The 13,585-nt window shown below is 60.9% G+C and carries 12 protein-coding genes; 5 read left to right on the top strand and 7 right to left on the bottom strand.

All coding sequences use genetic code 11. The features are described 5' to 3' along the window. Window positions 1-54 precede the first annotated feature (54 nt). Window positions 55-2,055 (bottom strand): cyanophycin synthetase family protein, encoded by a 2,001-nt coding sequence (locus B3R00_RS07865; protein ID WP_286998502.1) that lies wholly within the window; start codon window positions 2,053-2,055, stop codon window positions 55-57. A gap of 221 nt (window positions 2,056-2,276) precedes the next feature. Between B3R00_RS07865 and B3R00_RS07860 the strand changes: the two genes are divergently transcribed. The 3 genes from B3R00_RS07860 (at window position 2,277) to B3R00_RS07850 (ending at window position 5,646) form a co-directional block, all read left to right on the top strand. Continuing rightward, window positions 2,277-4,577 (top strand): ABC transporter ATP-binding protein, encoded by a 2,301-nt coding sequence (locus tag B3R00_RS07860; protein WP_219162904.1) that lies wholly within the window; start codon window positions 2,277-2,279, stop codon window positions 4,575-4,577. Beyond that, window positions 4,574-5,047, top strand: coding sequence for a DUF1854 domain-containing protein (locus tag B3R00_RS07855; protein WP_286998501.1), 474 nt, complete (start codon window positions 4,574-4,576; stop codon window positions 5,045-5,047). Before B3R00_RS07860 ends, B3R00_RS07855 begins: the two co-directional genes overlap by 4 nt. Window positions 5,048-5,202: 155 nt before the next feature. Further along, window positions 5,203-5,646 (top strand): hypothetical protein, encoded by a 444-nt coding sequence (locus B3R00_RS07850; RefSeq protein ID WP_219162902.1) that lies wholly within the window; start codon window positions 5,203-5,205, stop codon window positions 5,644-5,646. Between the two features lie 67 nt (window positions 5,647-5,713). Here B3R00_RS07850 and B3R00_RS07845 read toward each other — a convergent pair whose 3' ends face one another. From B3R00_RS07845 to ilvA, 6 genes are all read right to left on the bottom strand, one after another. After that, the gene (locus B3R00_RS07845; RefSeq protein WP_286998500.1) at window positions 5,714-6,628 is read right to left on the bottom strand and encodes a 5'-nucleotidase; all 915 of its coding nucleotides are present in this window, start codon (window positions 6,626-6,628) and stop codon (window positions 5,714-5,716) included. A 15-nt stretch (window positions 6,629-6,643) separates the two neighbouring features. Continuing rightward, the gene (locus B3R00_RS07840; RefSeq protein WP_286998499.1) at window positions 6,644-7,645 is read right to left on the bottom strand and encodes an LLM class flavin-dependent oxidoreductase; all 1,002 of its coding nucleotides are present in this window, start codon (window positions 7,643-7,645) and stop codon (window positions 6,644-6,646) included. A 111-nt stretch (window positions 7,646-7,756) separates the two neighbouring features. Continuing rightward, on the bottom strand, window positions 7,757-8,053 hold the full coding sequence (locus B3R00_RS07835) for a hypothetical protein (RefSeq protein WP_286998497.1): 297 nt from the start codon (window positions 8,051-8,053) through the stop codon (window positions 7,757-7,759). An 81-nt stretch (window positions 8,054-8,134) separates the two neighbouring features. Further along, on the bottom strand, window positions 8,135-8,731 hold the full coding sequence (locus B3R00_RS07830) for a histidine phosphatase family protein (protein WP_286998496.1): 597 nt from the start codon (window positions 8,729-8,731) through the stop codon (window positions 8,135-8,137). Between the two features lie 3 nt (window positions 8,732-8,734). Beyond that, window positions 8,735-9,550: an adenosylcobinamide-GDP ribazoletransferase gene (locus tag B3R00_RS07825; RefSeq protein ID WP_286998495.1), complete on the bottom strand. Its 816-nt coding sequence runs from the start codon at window positions 9,548-9,550 to the stop codon at window positions 8,735-8,737. 68 nt (window positions 9,551-9,618) lie between these two features. After that, window positions 9,619-11,178, bottom strand: a complete 1,560-nt coding sequence (ilvA, locus tag B3R00_RS07820; protein ID WP_286998493.1) for a threonine ammonia-lyase, biosynthetic — start codon at window positions 11,176-11,178, stop codon at window positions 9,619-9,621. A 376-nt stretch (window positions 11,179-11,554) separates the two neighbouring features. Between ilvA and B3R00_RS07815 the strand changes: the two genes are divergently transcribed. Continuing rightward, the gene (locus B3R00_RS07815) at window positions 11,555-12,004 is read left to right on the top strand and encodes an OsmC family protein (protein WP_286998491.1); all 450 of its coding nucleotides are present in this window, start codon (window positions 11,555-11,557) and stop codon (window positions 12,002-12,004) included. 444 nt (window positions 12,005-12,448) lie between these two features. Further along, window positions 12,449-13,555, top strand: coding sequence for a porin (locus B3R00_RS07810; RefSeq protein WP_286998490.1), 1,107 nt, complete (start codon window positions 12,449-12,451; stop codon window positions 13,553-13,555). Window positions 13,556-13,585: the final 30 nt, after the last annotated feature.

The following is a 13,585-nucleotide window of genomic DNA, read 5'->3' as shown; positions in this document are numbered from 1 at the left end:
GGTCAAATTGGCTTCTAACGTAGATGTGACAAGCGCTGATAGCTATCTTTTAATTCATGCAGGCTGGTAATCAAACGTCTTGATACCGGCCGCAATCAATTCGGGGGAGATGTCCAGCGCCCACGCGGTGGCAATCGCCGCCAGCAAGGCCGAGGAGTCAGGCTCAAAACCATTGACGGGGCGCAGTGCCTCCAGCTTGCCCAAGGCGCGCTCGGTGCTGCCGTGCGCCAGCAGTACGTCGGTGCCGCTGAGCACAACGGCACGGCCACCGGCCTCGCGGTGGGCCAGCACCATCGCGCTCTTGGGGTCGTGGGTATAGAACAACACCTGGCCATCGCACAGGCGGGCCAAGTCTGCGGTGCGCTCATCGTCCGCGTTGAGCACGCCTGCGCCGTGGCTGAGCACCACATCAATTTGGGTGCGCATGACGCGGGTCATTTGCTCGGCTTCCAGCACATCGTGGTCGGCCAGTTGTTCAAAGCCATCCATATCGGTGACCACGCCGACTTGGCAGCGGTCATAGGCCAGGCCTTCTTCCAGGATAGAGCGGGCGGTGGTTTGAATGACGGCGGCTTCGGCCAGGCGGTTGACCAGCAGGCGGTGGGCGGCGTGCCAGTTGGTGTTGTCGCCTTTTTGCGTCAAGCGGCCTTCCAGGAAAGTGCCCTCGCTGCTGGCCACGCCGGTGCGTTTGCCGCTCAGTTGCAGCAACCAGCCCACCAGGCGCGCGATGAAGGCGTTGTGGCGTGTGCCCGCAATGCCCACCACGGGAATGCGTGCGGCTTGGCCGTCGCTGTCACCGTCGGTGGTGGGGAACAGGTGCTCCACAATCGCTTGGCCCACGGGGCGCGCCACGCCCACGCTGGGCTTGAGGTGCATCAGCAGACCTGGGCCGCCGTTGACTTCCAAAATCGCGCCGCCTTGGGCTTGCAGCGGCTGGGTGATGTCGTGGCACACCAGGTCGACGCCTGCAATATCCAGTCCCACCACCTTGGCCGACAGGGCGGCCATGTAGGCAGTCTCTGGGTGCACCGCATCGGTGCAGTCCACGGTGACCACCTTGGCGCGCGGGTTGGGGCCGCCTTCGGGGTATTCGCCGCGCGAGGCCGCCACCATCTTGCCGCCCACAATCAGCAGGCGGTGTACGTGGCCAGGAATGTGGCGCTCCACCATCACGTAGCGCGTGAGCTTGCGCGCTTCGTCATAGGCGGCGCGCACTTCGGCTTCGGTGCTCAGGTTGACGCCCACGCCTTGGCCTTTGTTGGAGTTATAGGGTTTGACCGTGACGGGCAGGCCCATGTAGTCAGCCTCTTCCCAGGCTTGGTCGGCGGACTTCACCAACTCCCACTCGGGCACGGGCACGCCGCAGGCTTTGATGAGTTGTTTGCTCAGGTCTTTGTCTTCAGCAATGCCAAAGCCAATCGCGCTGGTCTTGTCGGTCTCGGTGCTCCAGATGCGGCGCTGTGCGGCGCCATAGCCCAGTTGCACCAGGTTGCCGTCGTTCAGGCGGATGCAGGGAATACGGCGTTCTGCGGCAGCATTGACGATGCTGGCGGTGCTGGGGCCGAGGTAGCGGTTCTCGATCTCGGCTTTGATGGCTTGCACGGCGGCAGGCACATCAAAAGGCCGGTCGTTGATGGCCGCCATGATGAGCGCATGGCCTTGCTGCAGGGCCACGTGGGCCACCGACTCTTCGGGGCAGCGGAACACCATGCGGTAGACGCCGTGCTGCGACACCGAGCGGGTCTGGCCAAATTCGGCCGGCATGCCCGCCATGTTCAGCAACTCGATGATGGTGTGCTCCAGCACATGGCCGCACCAGGTGCCATCGCGCAGCCGCTCTAGAAAGCCCCCGCGGTGACCTACGCCACAATGGTGCTCCATCAGGCCGGGCAACCACGCCGTCAGGCGGGGGGTAAAGCCCTCAATCTTGTTGGACGGGTAGTCTTCCAACTCGCCCAGGTCCAACCACACTTCAAGAACTGGACGGTAAGTCCAGACGCTGGGGCCACGCAGGTAGGTGGTACGAAGCAGTTGGATGTCTTTGAATGTCGCCATGAATATCAGCGTTGAAGTGAAAGGCTGGGGTCAAAGGCCACAGTCCGGAAATGAAGGGCTATTGTGTGCAGCAGGTAAAGCCAAGGCTGTTTGTCAGCCAAACTCACCCTTGATGCGTTCAAGGAAGTAGCTCCTACTTGGGTGTGCTGTGTTCTTGCAGAGAATACGCCATACCCCCACCCTTTGGCAGTGTGGCCAACGCTGGGTTCTAACGATTCAACATGCAACATCACCATCCTGTAGATACCTCTGGTGTCTTCAATGGCCCTCTGGGGGCTGAACTGCGAGCGCAACTCGCACCCCATGAAAACGTGCAAGCAGCCCTGGCGGTTGACTTGACGGTCTCGCTGCGCTTTGCACCCGGGGTGCTGGCGCTGACCGAAACCCGTATTGTGGGCAAAGATGCGGACAGTGAGTGGCTAAGTTGGCCTTTGACTGCAGATTTACAGTTGCGGCTGATAGACCACGCTGGCGTAGGCACGCTGGAGTTGCATGACAGCCACCAGCGCTTGGCCTTGTGGCGCTTTACCCTCAACCAGCAGCCGCAGGTGCTGCGCTTTTTGCAGCGTTTTGAGCAGTTGCGCGATGCCACTGCTGCTGGCACCTTGGCGCAAGCACTGGTGCAGGTGGATGAAAGCCGCTGCAGCGTGTGCAGCGAAATTTTGCCCCCCGACAGTGACGAGTGCCCCGCCTGCGCACGCCAAGCCGGGCCCAAAACCTCGACCTGGGTGTTGCTGCGCATTGGTCGTTTTGCCAAGCCTTACAAGGGTTTGCTGATTCTGGGCTTTGTGCTGACGCTGCTGTCCACCGCTGCCACCTTGGTGCCGCCTTATCTGACGATTCCGCTGATGGATGACATCCTCATCCCCTACCAAAGCGGCACGCCGATTGATCCGTGGCTGGTGTCCCTGTGCTTGGGTGGCTTGCTGCTGTCAGCGCTGCTGGCCTGGGGCTTGGGCTGGGCGCGCACCTGGGTGATGGCCAAGGTGTCCGAGCGCATTGGCGCCGACATGCGCACCACCACCTACGCCCACATGATGAAGCAGTCGCTGGAGTACTTTGGCGGCAAGCGCACGGGCGATTTGATGAGCCGTATCAGTGCCGACACGGACCGCATCAACATGTTTCTGTCGCTGTACGCGCTGGATTTTGTGACCGACGTGATCATGATCGTCATGACGGCCGTGATCTTGGCATCCATCAACCCGTGGCTGGCGCTGGTGACCTTGGTGCCGCTGCCATTCATTGCCTGGCTGATTCAAAAAGTGCGTGGCCGCCTGAGCGTGGGCTTTGACCGCATCAGCCGTGTCTGGGCGGATGTGACCAATGTGCTGTCAGACACCATTCCGGGCGTGCGCGTGGTCAAGGCGTTTGCGCAGGAAGAGCACGAAATCGAGCGTTTTCGCCAAGCCAACGTACGCAATCTGGAGGTCAATGACCGGGTGAACAAGGTCTGGTCGCTGTTCTCGCCCACCGTGGGTCTGATGACCGAAATCGGACTGCTGGTGGTCTGGGGTTTCGGTATCTGGCTGGTCTCGAACGACCAGATCACCGTCGGCGTGCTCTCGGCCTTTATTGCCTATATCGGGCGTTTCTACACACGGCTGGACTCCATGAGCCGGATTGTGAACATTACGCAAAAAGCGGCGGCCGGGGCCAAGCGCATTTTTGATGTGCTGGACCAGGTCAGCAGCGTGCCAGAGCCGACCAACCCCGTGCAGCTGCCGCAGCCGGTGAAGGGTCGCATCTCGTTGCACGATGTGGGCTTCCGCTATGGCAGTCGCCAGGTGATCCGCAATTTGAATTTGGACATTCAGCCGGGCGAGATGATCGGTCTGGTGGGCCATAGTGGCTCGGGCAAGAGCACCTTGGTCAATTTGATTAACCGCTTTTACGACGTGACTGAAGGCAGCATTCAGCTCGATGGTGTGGATGTGCGCCGCTTGGCGGTGGCAGATTACCGCCGCAATATTGGTCTGGTGCTGCAAGAGCCTTTCTTGTTCTTCGGCACCGTGGCGGAAAACATTGCCTATGGCAAGCCCAATGCCACACGTGCCGAGATCGTTGCGGCGGCCCGCGCCGCCCATGCGCACGAGTTCATCCTGCGTCTGCCGCACGGCTATGACTCGGTGGTGGGTGAGCGTGGCCAGGGCCTGTCGGGCGGTGAGCGCCAGCGCATCAGCATTGCGCGCGCGCTCTTGATTGACCCGCGCTTACTGATCCTGGATGAGGCCACCTCGGCGGTGGACACCGAGACGGAAAAGGAAATCCAAAAAGCGCTGGATAACCTGGTGCAAGGGCGCACCACGATCGCAATTGCCCACCGCCTTTCCACATTGCGAAAAGCCGACCGTCTGGTGGTGATGGATCGGGGCGAGATTGTGGAAGTAGGCCCGCACGACGCACTCATGGCTGCCAAGGGCGCTTATTGGCGCCTGTACGAGGCGCAGGCGCGCCGCGCCGAGGAAGATGCGCAAGCCGCAGGCCTGACCTTGGCAGCGCATGAAGGAGAGAAAGTATGAACGTCACCGCGCTCCAGCTGAGCCGCAACTCCCATGGCCGTTTGTGCCTGACGCTGCCCAACGGCACCGTACATGAGGGGCTGACCCCGGTGCGGGCGTTCCCCATCGAAGCGCCTGAAGAAGCGATTTCTCTGGTGGGCGGCGATGGCAAAGAGGTGTACTGGATTGCCCAGCTCAGCGAGGTACCCGCTGCCGCGCGCCAGTTGCTCGACGAAGAATTTGCGGTGCGTGAGTTTGTCCCCGAAGTGCAGCGCATTGAAGCCATTGATGCCATCTCGGTGCCCAGCGTCTGGACTGTCATTACTGACAAAGGGCCTGCGCAACTGGGCTTGAAGGCCGAGGAAGACATCCGCAAACTGCAGGGCCACCATCATTTGCTCATCACCAGCCGCGACGGGGTGCAATACCGGATTACCGACGCACGCAAACTGGATCGCCAGTCGCAAAAGTTCTTGGAGCTGTTTTTGTAAGGCGCGTAAGTGCTTGATTGGGCTTGAAAATGTCAGGTGTGGCGCGGGGCAGAAAAAAAGATGAAAATTTCTCTCAAGTTCTGTTGCAGTGTGCCGATAAAGAAGACGGAACCAATTCCTGTCGCTGTGTTTGACCGTTAACCGAGGGCCCCACTATGCAAATCCCACCTGTAGACCGTAACCCTATCCAGTGGACGAATACCCAAGGTGCCAATTTGTATTCCACGGGTGCCTCGGGGCCTGCCGCCATTCGCCCGGTGCATGCGGTGAATGCGGTGGAGTCCACCGACCAGCTGGGCGAGGGTGTCACGGTCACCATCAAAAATCCTGAAAGGCCCACCGACAAAAGCGTGCAAGACCGCGATTGGACCGAAGTGCAGGCCAAGCAGATCAAGGAAGAAGAAAAACAGCCGCCCAAAGAGCCCATCTACAAAGAGCTGATTGAGCACATCCAGTCCATGTGGCGCGCCAGCGCGATGGCAGTGGAGGCGGCCCAGGAAGCCCAGAAGGTGGACCAGCAAGAGCGCAATATGCTGCTGGTGCGCAATGAGCCGCTGACGTACGACGAGCCCAAGGTCAAGCGTACCGGCGGTTTGTAAGCAGCCTTGAGAGCGACAAAAAAAGCCACCTGCGGGTGGCTTTTTTCATGGGGTGAAATTTCGTGGCTCAGCGGGCACGGTTGGCAATTCCGCTGCTGACATGCCCGGCAGGCACGTGGGCGCTGGCCGATTGCACATGGCCGGTTTGGTCGTCAAAAAAGAAGTCGGGCGCAAATTCGCGCAGGAACTCGCCTTTGGAGAGGCCGCCGAGGAACATGGCCTCGTCCACCTCAATCTGCCAGTCCATCAGCGTGCGAATGGCGCGCTCGTGCGCTGGGGCGCTGCGCGCGGTGACTAGGGCAGTGCGCAAGCGCATACCGCCCGTGGCGCCTTGGCCAGCAGCTTGTTGCAGGCGGTGCAGGGCTACCAGCAAGGGTTTGAAAGGGCCATCCGGCAGCGGCAGGGCCACGTGTTCCACTTCGTGGCGCAAAAAAGCATCCAGCCCTTGCGACTGGTAGACGCGCTCGGCCTCATCAGAAAACAGCACGGCGTCGCCGTCAAAGGCGATGCGCACCTCCTGCGGGTGGGCGTTGCTGGCGTCGGCCGATTCAGTCACCACCCGCGCAGCTGGGTAGCCCAGGCCCAGTGCCTCGGTCACGTCGGCTGCGTTGGCGGATAGAAACAAATGGGCGCCCAGCGGGCGCAGATAGCCGAAGGGGTCGCGCCCTTGGGTGAATACGCCGCGCTGGATGCTGTCCAGCCCATGCGCTTTGGCGCTGCGAAACACGCGCATGCCGCTGACCGGGTCGTTGCGCGAGAGCACCACCACCTCCACGCGGCGCTGGCCGTCCTGGTTGAAGGCCAGCAGCTTGCGCACCAGCGGCAGCGCCACACCGGGTGCAGCGGGCACATCCAGCCGCTGGCGCTGCAGCTGCACATAGGCGCTCGGGTCTTGCTCAAACAGCTGGTTTTCCACTTCAAAGTTGAAGAGGGCGCGCGATGAGATGGCGACGACGAGTTGGTCTTGCAGCGATGCGGCCATGGGGAGGACTGCGGTTTAGGCGGGTTGAACAGCTTGCGCGGCAATCTCCAGACTGCGCAGGCGCAAAGCCGGATCGTACACATCGCTGACCAAAATCAGCTCATCGGCCTCGGTGGCTTCCTGGATGCTCGCAAAGCCTGCGCGTACGGTGTCGGGGCTGCCCACCACAGACATGGCCAGAAAGTCGCGGATGGCGGCCTGCTCACGCGGGCCGATGCTGTCCATAAACCCGGCGATGGGCGCTGGCAGCTTGCCGCGCTGGCCGGTCAAGATGCCCAGCACGCGCTGCTCGGTACTGCTGGCCAAGAACTGTGCTTCAGCATCCGTCGGGGCGGCCACCACGGGCACCCCTACCATCACATAGGGCTTGGCCAGGGTGGCCGAGGGGCGAAACAGCTGGCGGTACAGCGCAATCGCCTGGTGCAAAAAGCGCGGTGCAAAGTGCGAGGCAAAGGCGTAGGGCAAGCCCTTCATGGCCGCCAGCTGGGCCGAGAACAGGCTGGAGCCCAGCAGCCAGATGGGGATGTGGGTGTCTGTGCCTGGCGTGGCGCTGATGCGGGCATGTGGGTCGGCCGGGCCCAGCAGGCGCTGCAGCTCGGCCACGTCGCGGGGGAAGTCTTCCTCCGTCTCGACGCGGTCGCGGCGCAGGGCGCGCATGGTGGCGCCGTCCGTGCCGGGCGCGCGGCCCAGGCCCAGGTCAATGCGGCCGGGGTACAGCTCGGCCAGCGTGCCAAAGGCTTCGGCCACGACCAGCGGTGCATGGTTGGGCAGCATGATGCCGCCCGAGCCCACGCGGATGCGCTCGGTCTTGCCTGCAATATGCCCAATCAGCACGGCAGTGGCCGAGCTGGCAATGCCTGGCATGTTGTGGTGTTCGGCCAGCCAGTAGCGGGTAAAGCCCAGCGCTTCGGCTTTTTGGGCGGTTTGCACGGCCAGATCCAGCGCTTGGCGCGTGGTGCCGCCTTCGCGCACGGCCACCAGGTCCAGCATGGAAAGCTTGGGGGGGTTGAAAGGCATAGGACACGTTCTCCCGACGATGGCTCTTGAAATGAAAGCGGCTAGCGCTTGTAGGTATTGGTTTTCAGCGCTAAATGGCTGCGAAAACCAATGATTTCAAGCGCAAGAAGCTCACTTTTTTTGCATGGCGCGTGCAGTGACCGCATTTTTGCTGATGATGGCCACAAGCACGGCCCAGGCCACTGCTACCGCGGCCACACCCCAGTGCTGCTCGCCCAGTTCCATGGCGATGATGGTCAGCGGCAAGGCAATCAGCGCCCCCAAGCGGATAAAGCGCTGCAGCAGCACGGTGCTCAGGCGGTCACGCAAGACCAGCAAGGCGATCACACTGACCACGGCCAAAAAACTGATGTAGAGAAAAGCATCGCCACCATACGGAGTGGCCCAAGTACGCAGAGATTCAAGCATGCGCACATTGTGCGGCAGAGCCGTTTTCCCCGGTCGCGGCAAAGCCTTGTGGGGCCCAGGTAATCTGGGCAACCAGGCGAGTTAGGCCAGTGCCTGCAAGGCTGCGGCGTGCGCCTTCCACGGCAGCTGTTGCCACTGGCCAAAGCCTGGGGCGGGCAGTTGCCAGTCTGGCGCGCTGGGCTGGGCGTGGCCATAGCGCAGCAGCCATTGCACGCAGCGGATCACCCCTGCATGCGTGACCCACACCACATCGCGCGTGCCCAGGCGGCTGTCGTGCTGCCAACTCTCGACCAGTGCGCTGCGCACGCGCGCCAGCATGGTGGCCAGGCTCTCGCCGTCGCCGGGGGCATGGGCATACAGGTCTTGGGACCAGGCATCGACGGCGGCGCGGCCAATGTCGTTCCACGACTGCCCTTCCCAGCGGCCAAAATCCATTTCCTGCAAACGTGCATCCCTACTCAAAAATGCCTCTGGCGCTTGCAGGGAAAGCGCAAGCTGATCACATCTTTGCAAGGGAGAGTGGCGTACCATGGTGCCGCCTGGCATGGCTGCGGCAAAGCGCATGCCCGCTTGCAGCGTGGAGCTGGGGTCAGCCGGTACATCCAGCTGGCCGTAGCACACGCCTGGGGCAATCAACGGTTGGGCATGGCGCAGCAGCCACAGTGATGCCTGGGCCATGGCTTAGATCACGTAGGGGGCCAGCAGCAGCCCGCAGACCCCATACATGGTCAGTTCACACACTTGCTGGGTGGCGCCCAGGCAATCGCCCGTCATGCCGCCCAAGCGGCGCTCAAAGCGCCAGCCCATGTAGCTGGTGACCACGGCAGCCGTCAGCAGCAGGGCCCACACCGTGGTCCAGCCCAGATACACCGAGACGGCAGCCAGCGCAGGCAGGCACCACAGCATGCCCGTGGCAACGCCGCCCCAGGACAGTGGTGTGCCCGCAATGTGCAGGGTTTTGGAGGCCGCAGGCTTGCTGACATGCGGCAGCACGCGCATCAGCACCAGGGGCGCGCCGCGCGAGAGCACGTGCACGCAGCACAGCAGCAGCGCCGCAGCGGCCACATCAATCTGCACCAGCAAGGCTACGCACACCACCTTGGTCAGCAGTCCCATGCACAGCGCCATCACCCCGTAGGAGCCCAGGCGCGAGTCTTTCATCACCTCCAGCGCACGCTCTGCAGGCAGGTGGCCGCCCAAGCCATCGGCCACATCGGCCAGCCCGTCTTCGTGAAACCCACCGGTGATTGCCAGCGTGGCCACGGTGCTGAGCACGGCCGACATCCACGGCAGCATGGGGTGCGTGGCCAGTGCGTAATTGCAGGCCAGCACCACGGCCGCCGCTGCCAGCCCCACCAGCCAGCCCACGCCCGGCAAATGCGCCGCGCTGGCGCGCTGCAAGGCAGGGCTCCAGCCTACCCAAGCCGCCAGCCGCCCTGTCACCGGAATGCGGCTGAAGAATTGCACGGCCAGTAAAAAGTGGCGAAGCGCTTGCATGGTTGCTTAAAAAGTAGAGCTGCCAGCGCTTGTCCGATAAGCGCTAGCGGTCAAAAAGGCTGCAAACTTTATTTCAAGAACAGCTGGTAGGCGGGGTTGTGGGTTTCTTCCACCCAGGGGTAGCCCAGTTGCTTGAGGAAGGCGTCGAACTTCTTGCTGTCCTTGGCGGGCACCTGCATGCCCACCAGAATGCGGCCATAGTCCGCACCCTGGTTGCGGTAGTGAAACAGCGAGATATTCCAGGTCGGCGCCATCAGGCTCAAAAACTTGAACAGCGCGCCGGGCCGCTCGGGGAAGACAAAGCGCAGCAAACGCTCGTCCTGCGCCAGGGGCGAATGGCCGCCCACCATGTGGCGCAGGTGCTCTTTGGCCATTTCGTCAAACGTCAGGTCGATCGCTTCAAAGCCGTTTTTCTGGAAGTTCTTGCAGATCTTCTCGCTCTCACCCTTGGTGGGCGTGGTCAGGCCGACAAAGACGTGGGCCTTGTTCTCGTGGCTGATGCGGTAGTTGAACTCCGTCACACTGCGGGGGCCGCCGGGCAGCTTGCCCACCACTTCGCAAAAGCGCTTGAAGCTGCCGCGCTCTTCCGGAATGGTCACGCCAAACAGGGCTTCGCGCTCTTCCCCCACCTCGGCGCGCTCGGCCACAAAGCGCAGGCGGTCAAAGTTCATGTTGGCGCCGCACAAAATGGCGGCGTAGGTCTCGCCCTTGGTCTTGTGCTTGGCCACGTACTGCTTGATGGCGGCCACAGCCAGCGCGCCCGAAGGCTCGACGATGGAGCGCGTGTCCACAAAAATGTCTTTGATGGCGGCGCACACCTGGTCGGTATCGACCTCGATGTAGTCATCGACCAGGCCCTTGGCCACGCGGAAGGTTTCTTCGCCCACCAGCTTGACGGCTGTGCCGTCAGAGAACAGGCCCACATCCGCCAGTTCCACCCGCTCGCCTGCCTTGATGGACTGCAGCATGGCGTTGCTGTCTTTGGTCTGCACGCCAATCACCTTGATGTCGGGACGCACAGCCTTGATGTAGTTGGCCACGCCGCTGATCAGGCCGCCACCGCCAATCGCCACAAAGACCGCATGCAGATCGCGGCTGCCCAGCTTTTGCAGTTGGCTCAGCATTTCCATGGCAATCGTGCCCTGGCCGGCGATGACGTCGGGATCGTCAAAGGGGTGGATAAACGTCAGGCCTTCAGCTTTTTGCAGCTTCACGGCGTGCTTGTAGGCGTCGGAGTAGCTCTCTCCGGCCAGCACCACTTCGCCACCCAGGGCGGCGACGGCGTCAATCTTGACCTGCGGCGTGGTGGTCGGCATCACGATCACCGCACGGCAGCCCAGCTTTTTGGCGCCCAACGCCACGCCCTGAGCGTGGTTGCCTGCGGAGGCGCAAATCACACCCTTGGCCAGTTGGTCTTTGGTCAGGTGCGCCATCTTGTTGTACGCGCCGCGCAGCTTGAAGCTGAACACGGGCTGCTGGTCCTCGCGCTTGAGCAGCACCTTGTTGTGCAGGCGGCGGCTGAGGTTCTTGGCAATGTCCAGATCCGATTCCACAGCGACGTCATAGACGCGGGCATTCAGGATTTTGGTGAGGTAGTCAAAGGGGGTGAGTGTCTTTTGCGCAGTCATACAGCGGCCATCCAAATGGGTGCAGGGGCCTTGCTAGAGGGCCTGCACAAGCCCTCCATCATAGGCATATGCCTTGTGTACCACCCATGTTCATGCTGCAGCGGCGCCATCGCGGGCAAAAAAAAAGCCCCGAGCCGCGAGGGCTTGGGGCTGAATCCACCGTTAGAGGAGGTGGAGGAGACAATGGGTGCGCTACAGTTTGGGCTGTGGTGTGTCGCTTGCCGGGCAAACGATTAACGCGAGTTTGGGATTGTACGCGGATTTTGCTGCGTTGCAACAAGATTTCAATGTTTTCTGAAATTCCAGTCCTGCCGAGGGCGACAATCGATTCAGAAAACCCACTTATCCTCTTTCAGAGTTGCACAGGAGAAACACTATGGAATGCACCGTCAGCTGGACCGGCGCGGCCGGAACACGTTCGGGCATGGGCTTTATGGCAGAAACCGGCAGCGGCCACATGGTGCCTATGGATGGCGCCCCCGACGAGAAAAACCCCGCCAATGGCGGACAAAATCTGGCAGCACGCCCCATGGAGTTGCTGCTGGCTGGCACCGGCGGCTGCACCGCTTATGACGTGGTACTCATCCTCAAGCGCGGTCGTCACGATGTGCGCGGCTGTTCCGTCAAACTGCAGGCAGAACGCGCCGAGGTCGAGCCCAAGGTTTTCACCAAGATCAATATGCACTTCACAGTGGCCGGCAAGGGTGTGCCTGCTGCGGCGGTCGAGCGTGCGATTACCATGAGCCATGAGAAATACTGCTCAGCCAGCATCATGCTGGGCAAGACGGCAGAAATCACCACCAGTTTCGAGCTGGTGGAGGTTTAAATCCTTCGCCCTATCTTCATGCATCCAACCATGCAGTAAAAGCGCCTAAATGGCGCTTTTTTATGGAACGGTGCCCAATCACAGCATGCTGGCTGTGCGTAAAGCCTGGGCAGATGGACGACGTGCGAAATCTTCGACAGGTGGGGGGGCGTGAAATGTGAGTAATCGCTTTAGGTGCAAGCGAGATTTTTCAAGGGCATCGTGCGTATTTCCAGCGTGCAACATTGGTGCGCAGCTGCAGTGTTTGCCGGGGCGTGTTGCATCGGGGCAACAGAAAACGGCGTTTTTTGCCTTGTGGTGGGGAATTTCTTTGCGCAAGGCAGTCCAGTCTGGTGCAATAACCCCCAACTTCCCCACCAGGAGGTTGGCGCGCTTGGCGGTAACAGGCTTGTTACAAAGTCAGATAAAACCGCTACGTGCCTTCAACAAACCTTGGAGTATCAAATGAAGAAATCTCTGATCGCTTTGGCAGCTGTTGCTGCTTCCGGCGCCGCTTTTGCACAATCTTCCGTGACCGTGTTTGGTGTGGTTGACGAAGCTGTGTCCTATGTGAACGGCCAAGACAACTGGTCTGGTCTGAATTCTGGCGGTAACCAAACCAGCCGTCTGGGCTTCCGCGGCGTGGAAGACCTGGGTGGCGGTCTGAAGGCTAACTTCTGGCTGGAAGCTGGTATCTTGGCTGATGAAGGCAGTGGTGGTTCCGGTTACGAAGGTGCTAAGGCTACTGACGGTTTGGCATTCAAGCGTCGTTCGACCTTGGGCCTGGAAGGCGGCTTCGGTGAAGTGCGTATGGGTCGTGATCTGACCGAAGCTTACAAGGCCACCAGCCGTTACGACGTGTTCGGTCAAGTAGGTTATGGCGTGTCCCGTCTGTGGGCAGATGCTAAGGTGGGTTCGGTCGCTACGACCAACCAACGCGTTAGCAACATGATCACTTACGTGTCGCCTAACCTTAGCGGCTTCAAGGCTGCTGTGAACTACGGTTTCGGTGAGCAAGACTCCAACCGTACCAGCCGCTACTTCGGTGGTGGCCTGACATATGACAACGGTCCTCTGAGCATCGGTCTGTCGGGCGAGCGTCAGAACAACAAGGGCTACGTTGCTGCGATTACTACTCCGGCTCCTGTTGCCGCTGTGTATGGTCGTGATGTGACTGCTTGGGCTTTGGGCGCTTCTTACAACTTTGGCGTTGTTAAGCTTGCTGGTGCTTACCGCGATTCCAAGGCCAAGGCTGAGAATGGCAACAAGGACAAGATGAAGGGCTACTACATCGGTCTGTCCGCTCCCGTGGGCGCAGCTGGTGAAGTGAAGGCTTCTTACAACCGTTCCGAAGCGACTTTGTTTGGTGCCAACAAGCTGAAGGCTGACCAGTTCGCCCTGGGTTATGTGCACAACTTGTCTAAGCGCACAGCTGTGTACGGTACCTACGCTTATATCAAGAACAAGAACGATAATGGCGCAAACCTGGGCTTGGCTCTGCAGTCTGGCGTTGCTCTGAAAGACAACGGTTCGCAGCACGGTCTGCAAGTTGGTGTTCGCCACGCTTTCTAATTTGAAGCTGAGCTAGCCTCAGTTTTGTTT

It is taken from the genome of Comamonas sp. UBA7840 (assembly GCF_002501455.1).
Lineage (GTDB): Bacteria > Pseudomonadota > Gammaproteobacteria > Burkholderiales > Burkholderiaceae_C > Comamonas > Comamonas jiangduensis.
This window is presented reverse-complemented; position numbering and strand designations above follow the sequence as displayed.

What these genes read in the sequence shown, in the direction of transcription:
- B3R00_RS07865 (WP_286998502.1), bottom strand. Translation starts at nt 2,055, where the DNA reads ATGGCGACATTCAAAGACATCCAACTGCTTCGTACCACCTACCTGCGT.
- B3R00_RS07860 (WP_219162904.1), top strand. Translation starts at nt 2,277, where the DNA reads ATGCAACATCACCATCCTGTAGATACCTCTGGTGTCTTCAATGGCCCT.
- B3R00_RS07855 (WP_286998501.1), top strand. Translation starts at nt 4,574, where the DNA reads ATGAACGTCACCGCGCTCCAGCTGAGCCGCAACTCCCATGGCCGTTTG.
- B3R00_RS07850 (WP_219162902.1), top strand. Translation starts at nt 5,203, where the DNA reads ATGCAAATCCCACCTGTAGACCGTAACCCTATCCAGTGGACGAATACC.
- B3R00_RS07845 (WP_286998500.1), bottom strand. Translation starts at nt 6,628, where the DNA reads ATGGCCGCATCGCTGCAAGACCAACTCGTCGTCGCCATCTCATCGCGC.
- B3R00_RS07840 (WP_286998499.1), bottom strand. Translation starts at nt 7,645, where the DNA reads ATGCCTTTCAACCCCCCCAAGCTTTCCATGCTGGACCTGGTGGCCGTG.
- B3R00_RS07835 (WP_286998497.1), bottom strand. Translation starts at nt 8,053, where the DNA reads ATGCTTGAATCTCTGCGTACTTGGGCCACTCCGTATGGTGGCGATGCT.
- B3R00_RS07830 (WP_286998496.1), bottom strand. Translation starts at nt 8,731, where the DNA reads ATGGCCCAGGCATCACTGTGGCTGCTGCGCCATGCCCAACCGTTGATT.
- B3R00_RS07825 (WP_286998495.1), bottom strand. Translation starts at nt 9,550, where the DNA reads ATGCAAGCGCTTCGCCACTTTTTACTGGCCGTGCAATTCTTCAGCCGC.
- ilvA (WP_286998493.1), bottom strand. Translation starts at nt 11,178, where the DNA reads ATGACTGCGCAAAAGACACTCACCCCCTTTGACTACCTCACCAAAATC.
- B3R00_RS07815 (WP_286998491.1), top strand. Translation starts at nt 11,555, where the DNA reads ATGGAATGCACCGTCAGCTGGACCGGCGCGGCCGGAACACGTTCGGGC.
- B3R00_RS07810 (WP_286998490.1), top strand. Translation starts at nt 12,449, where the DNA reads ATGAAGAAATCTCTGATCGCTTTGGCAGCTGTTGCTGCTTCCGGCGCC.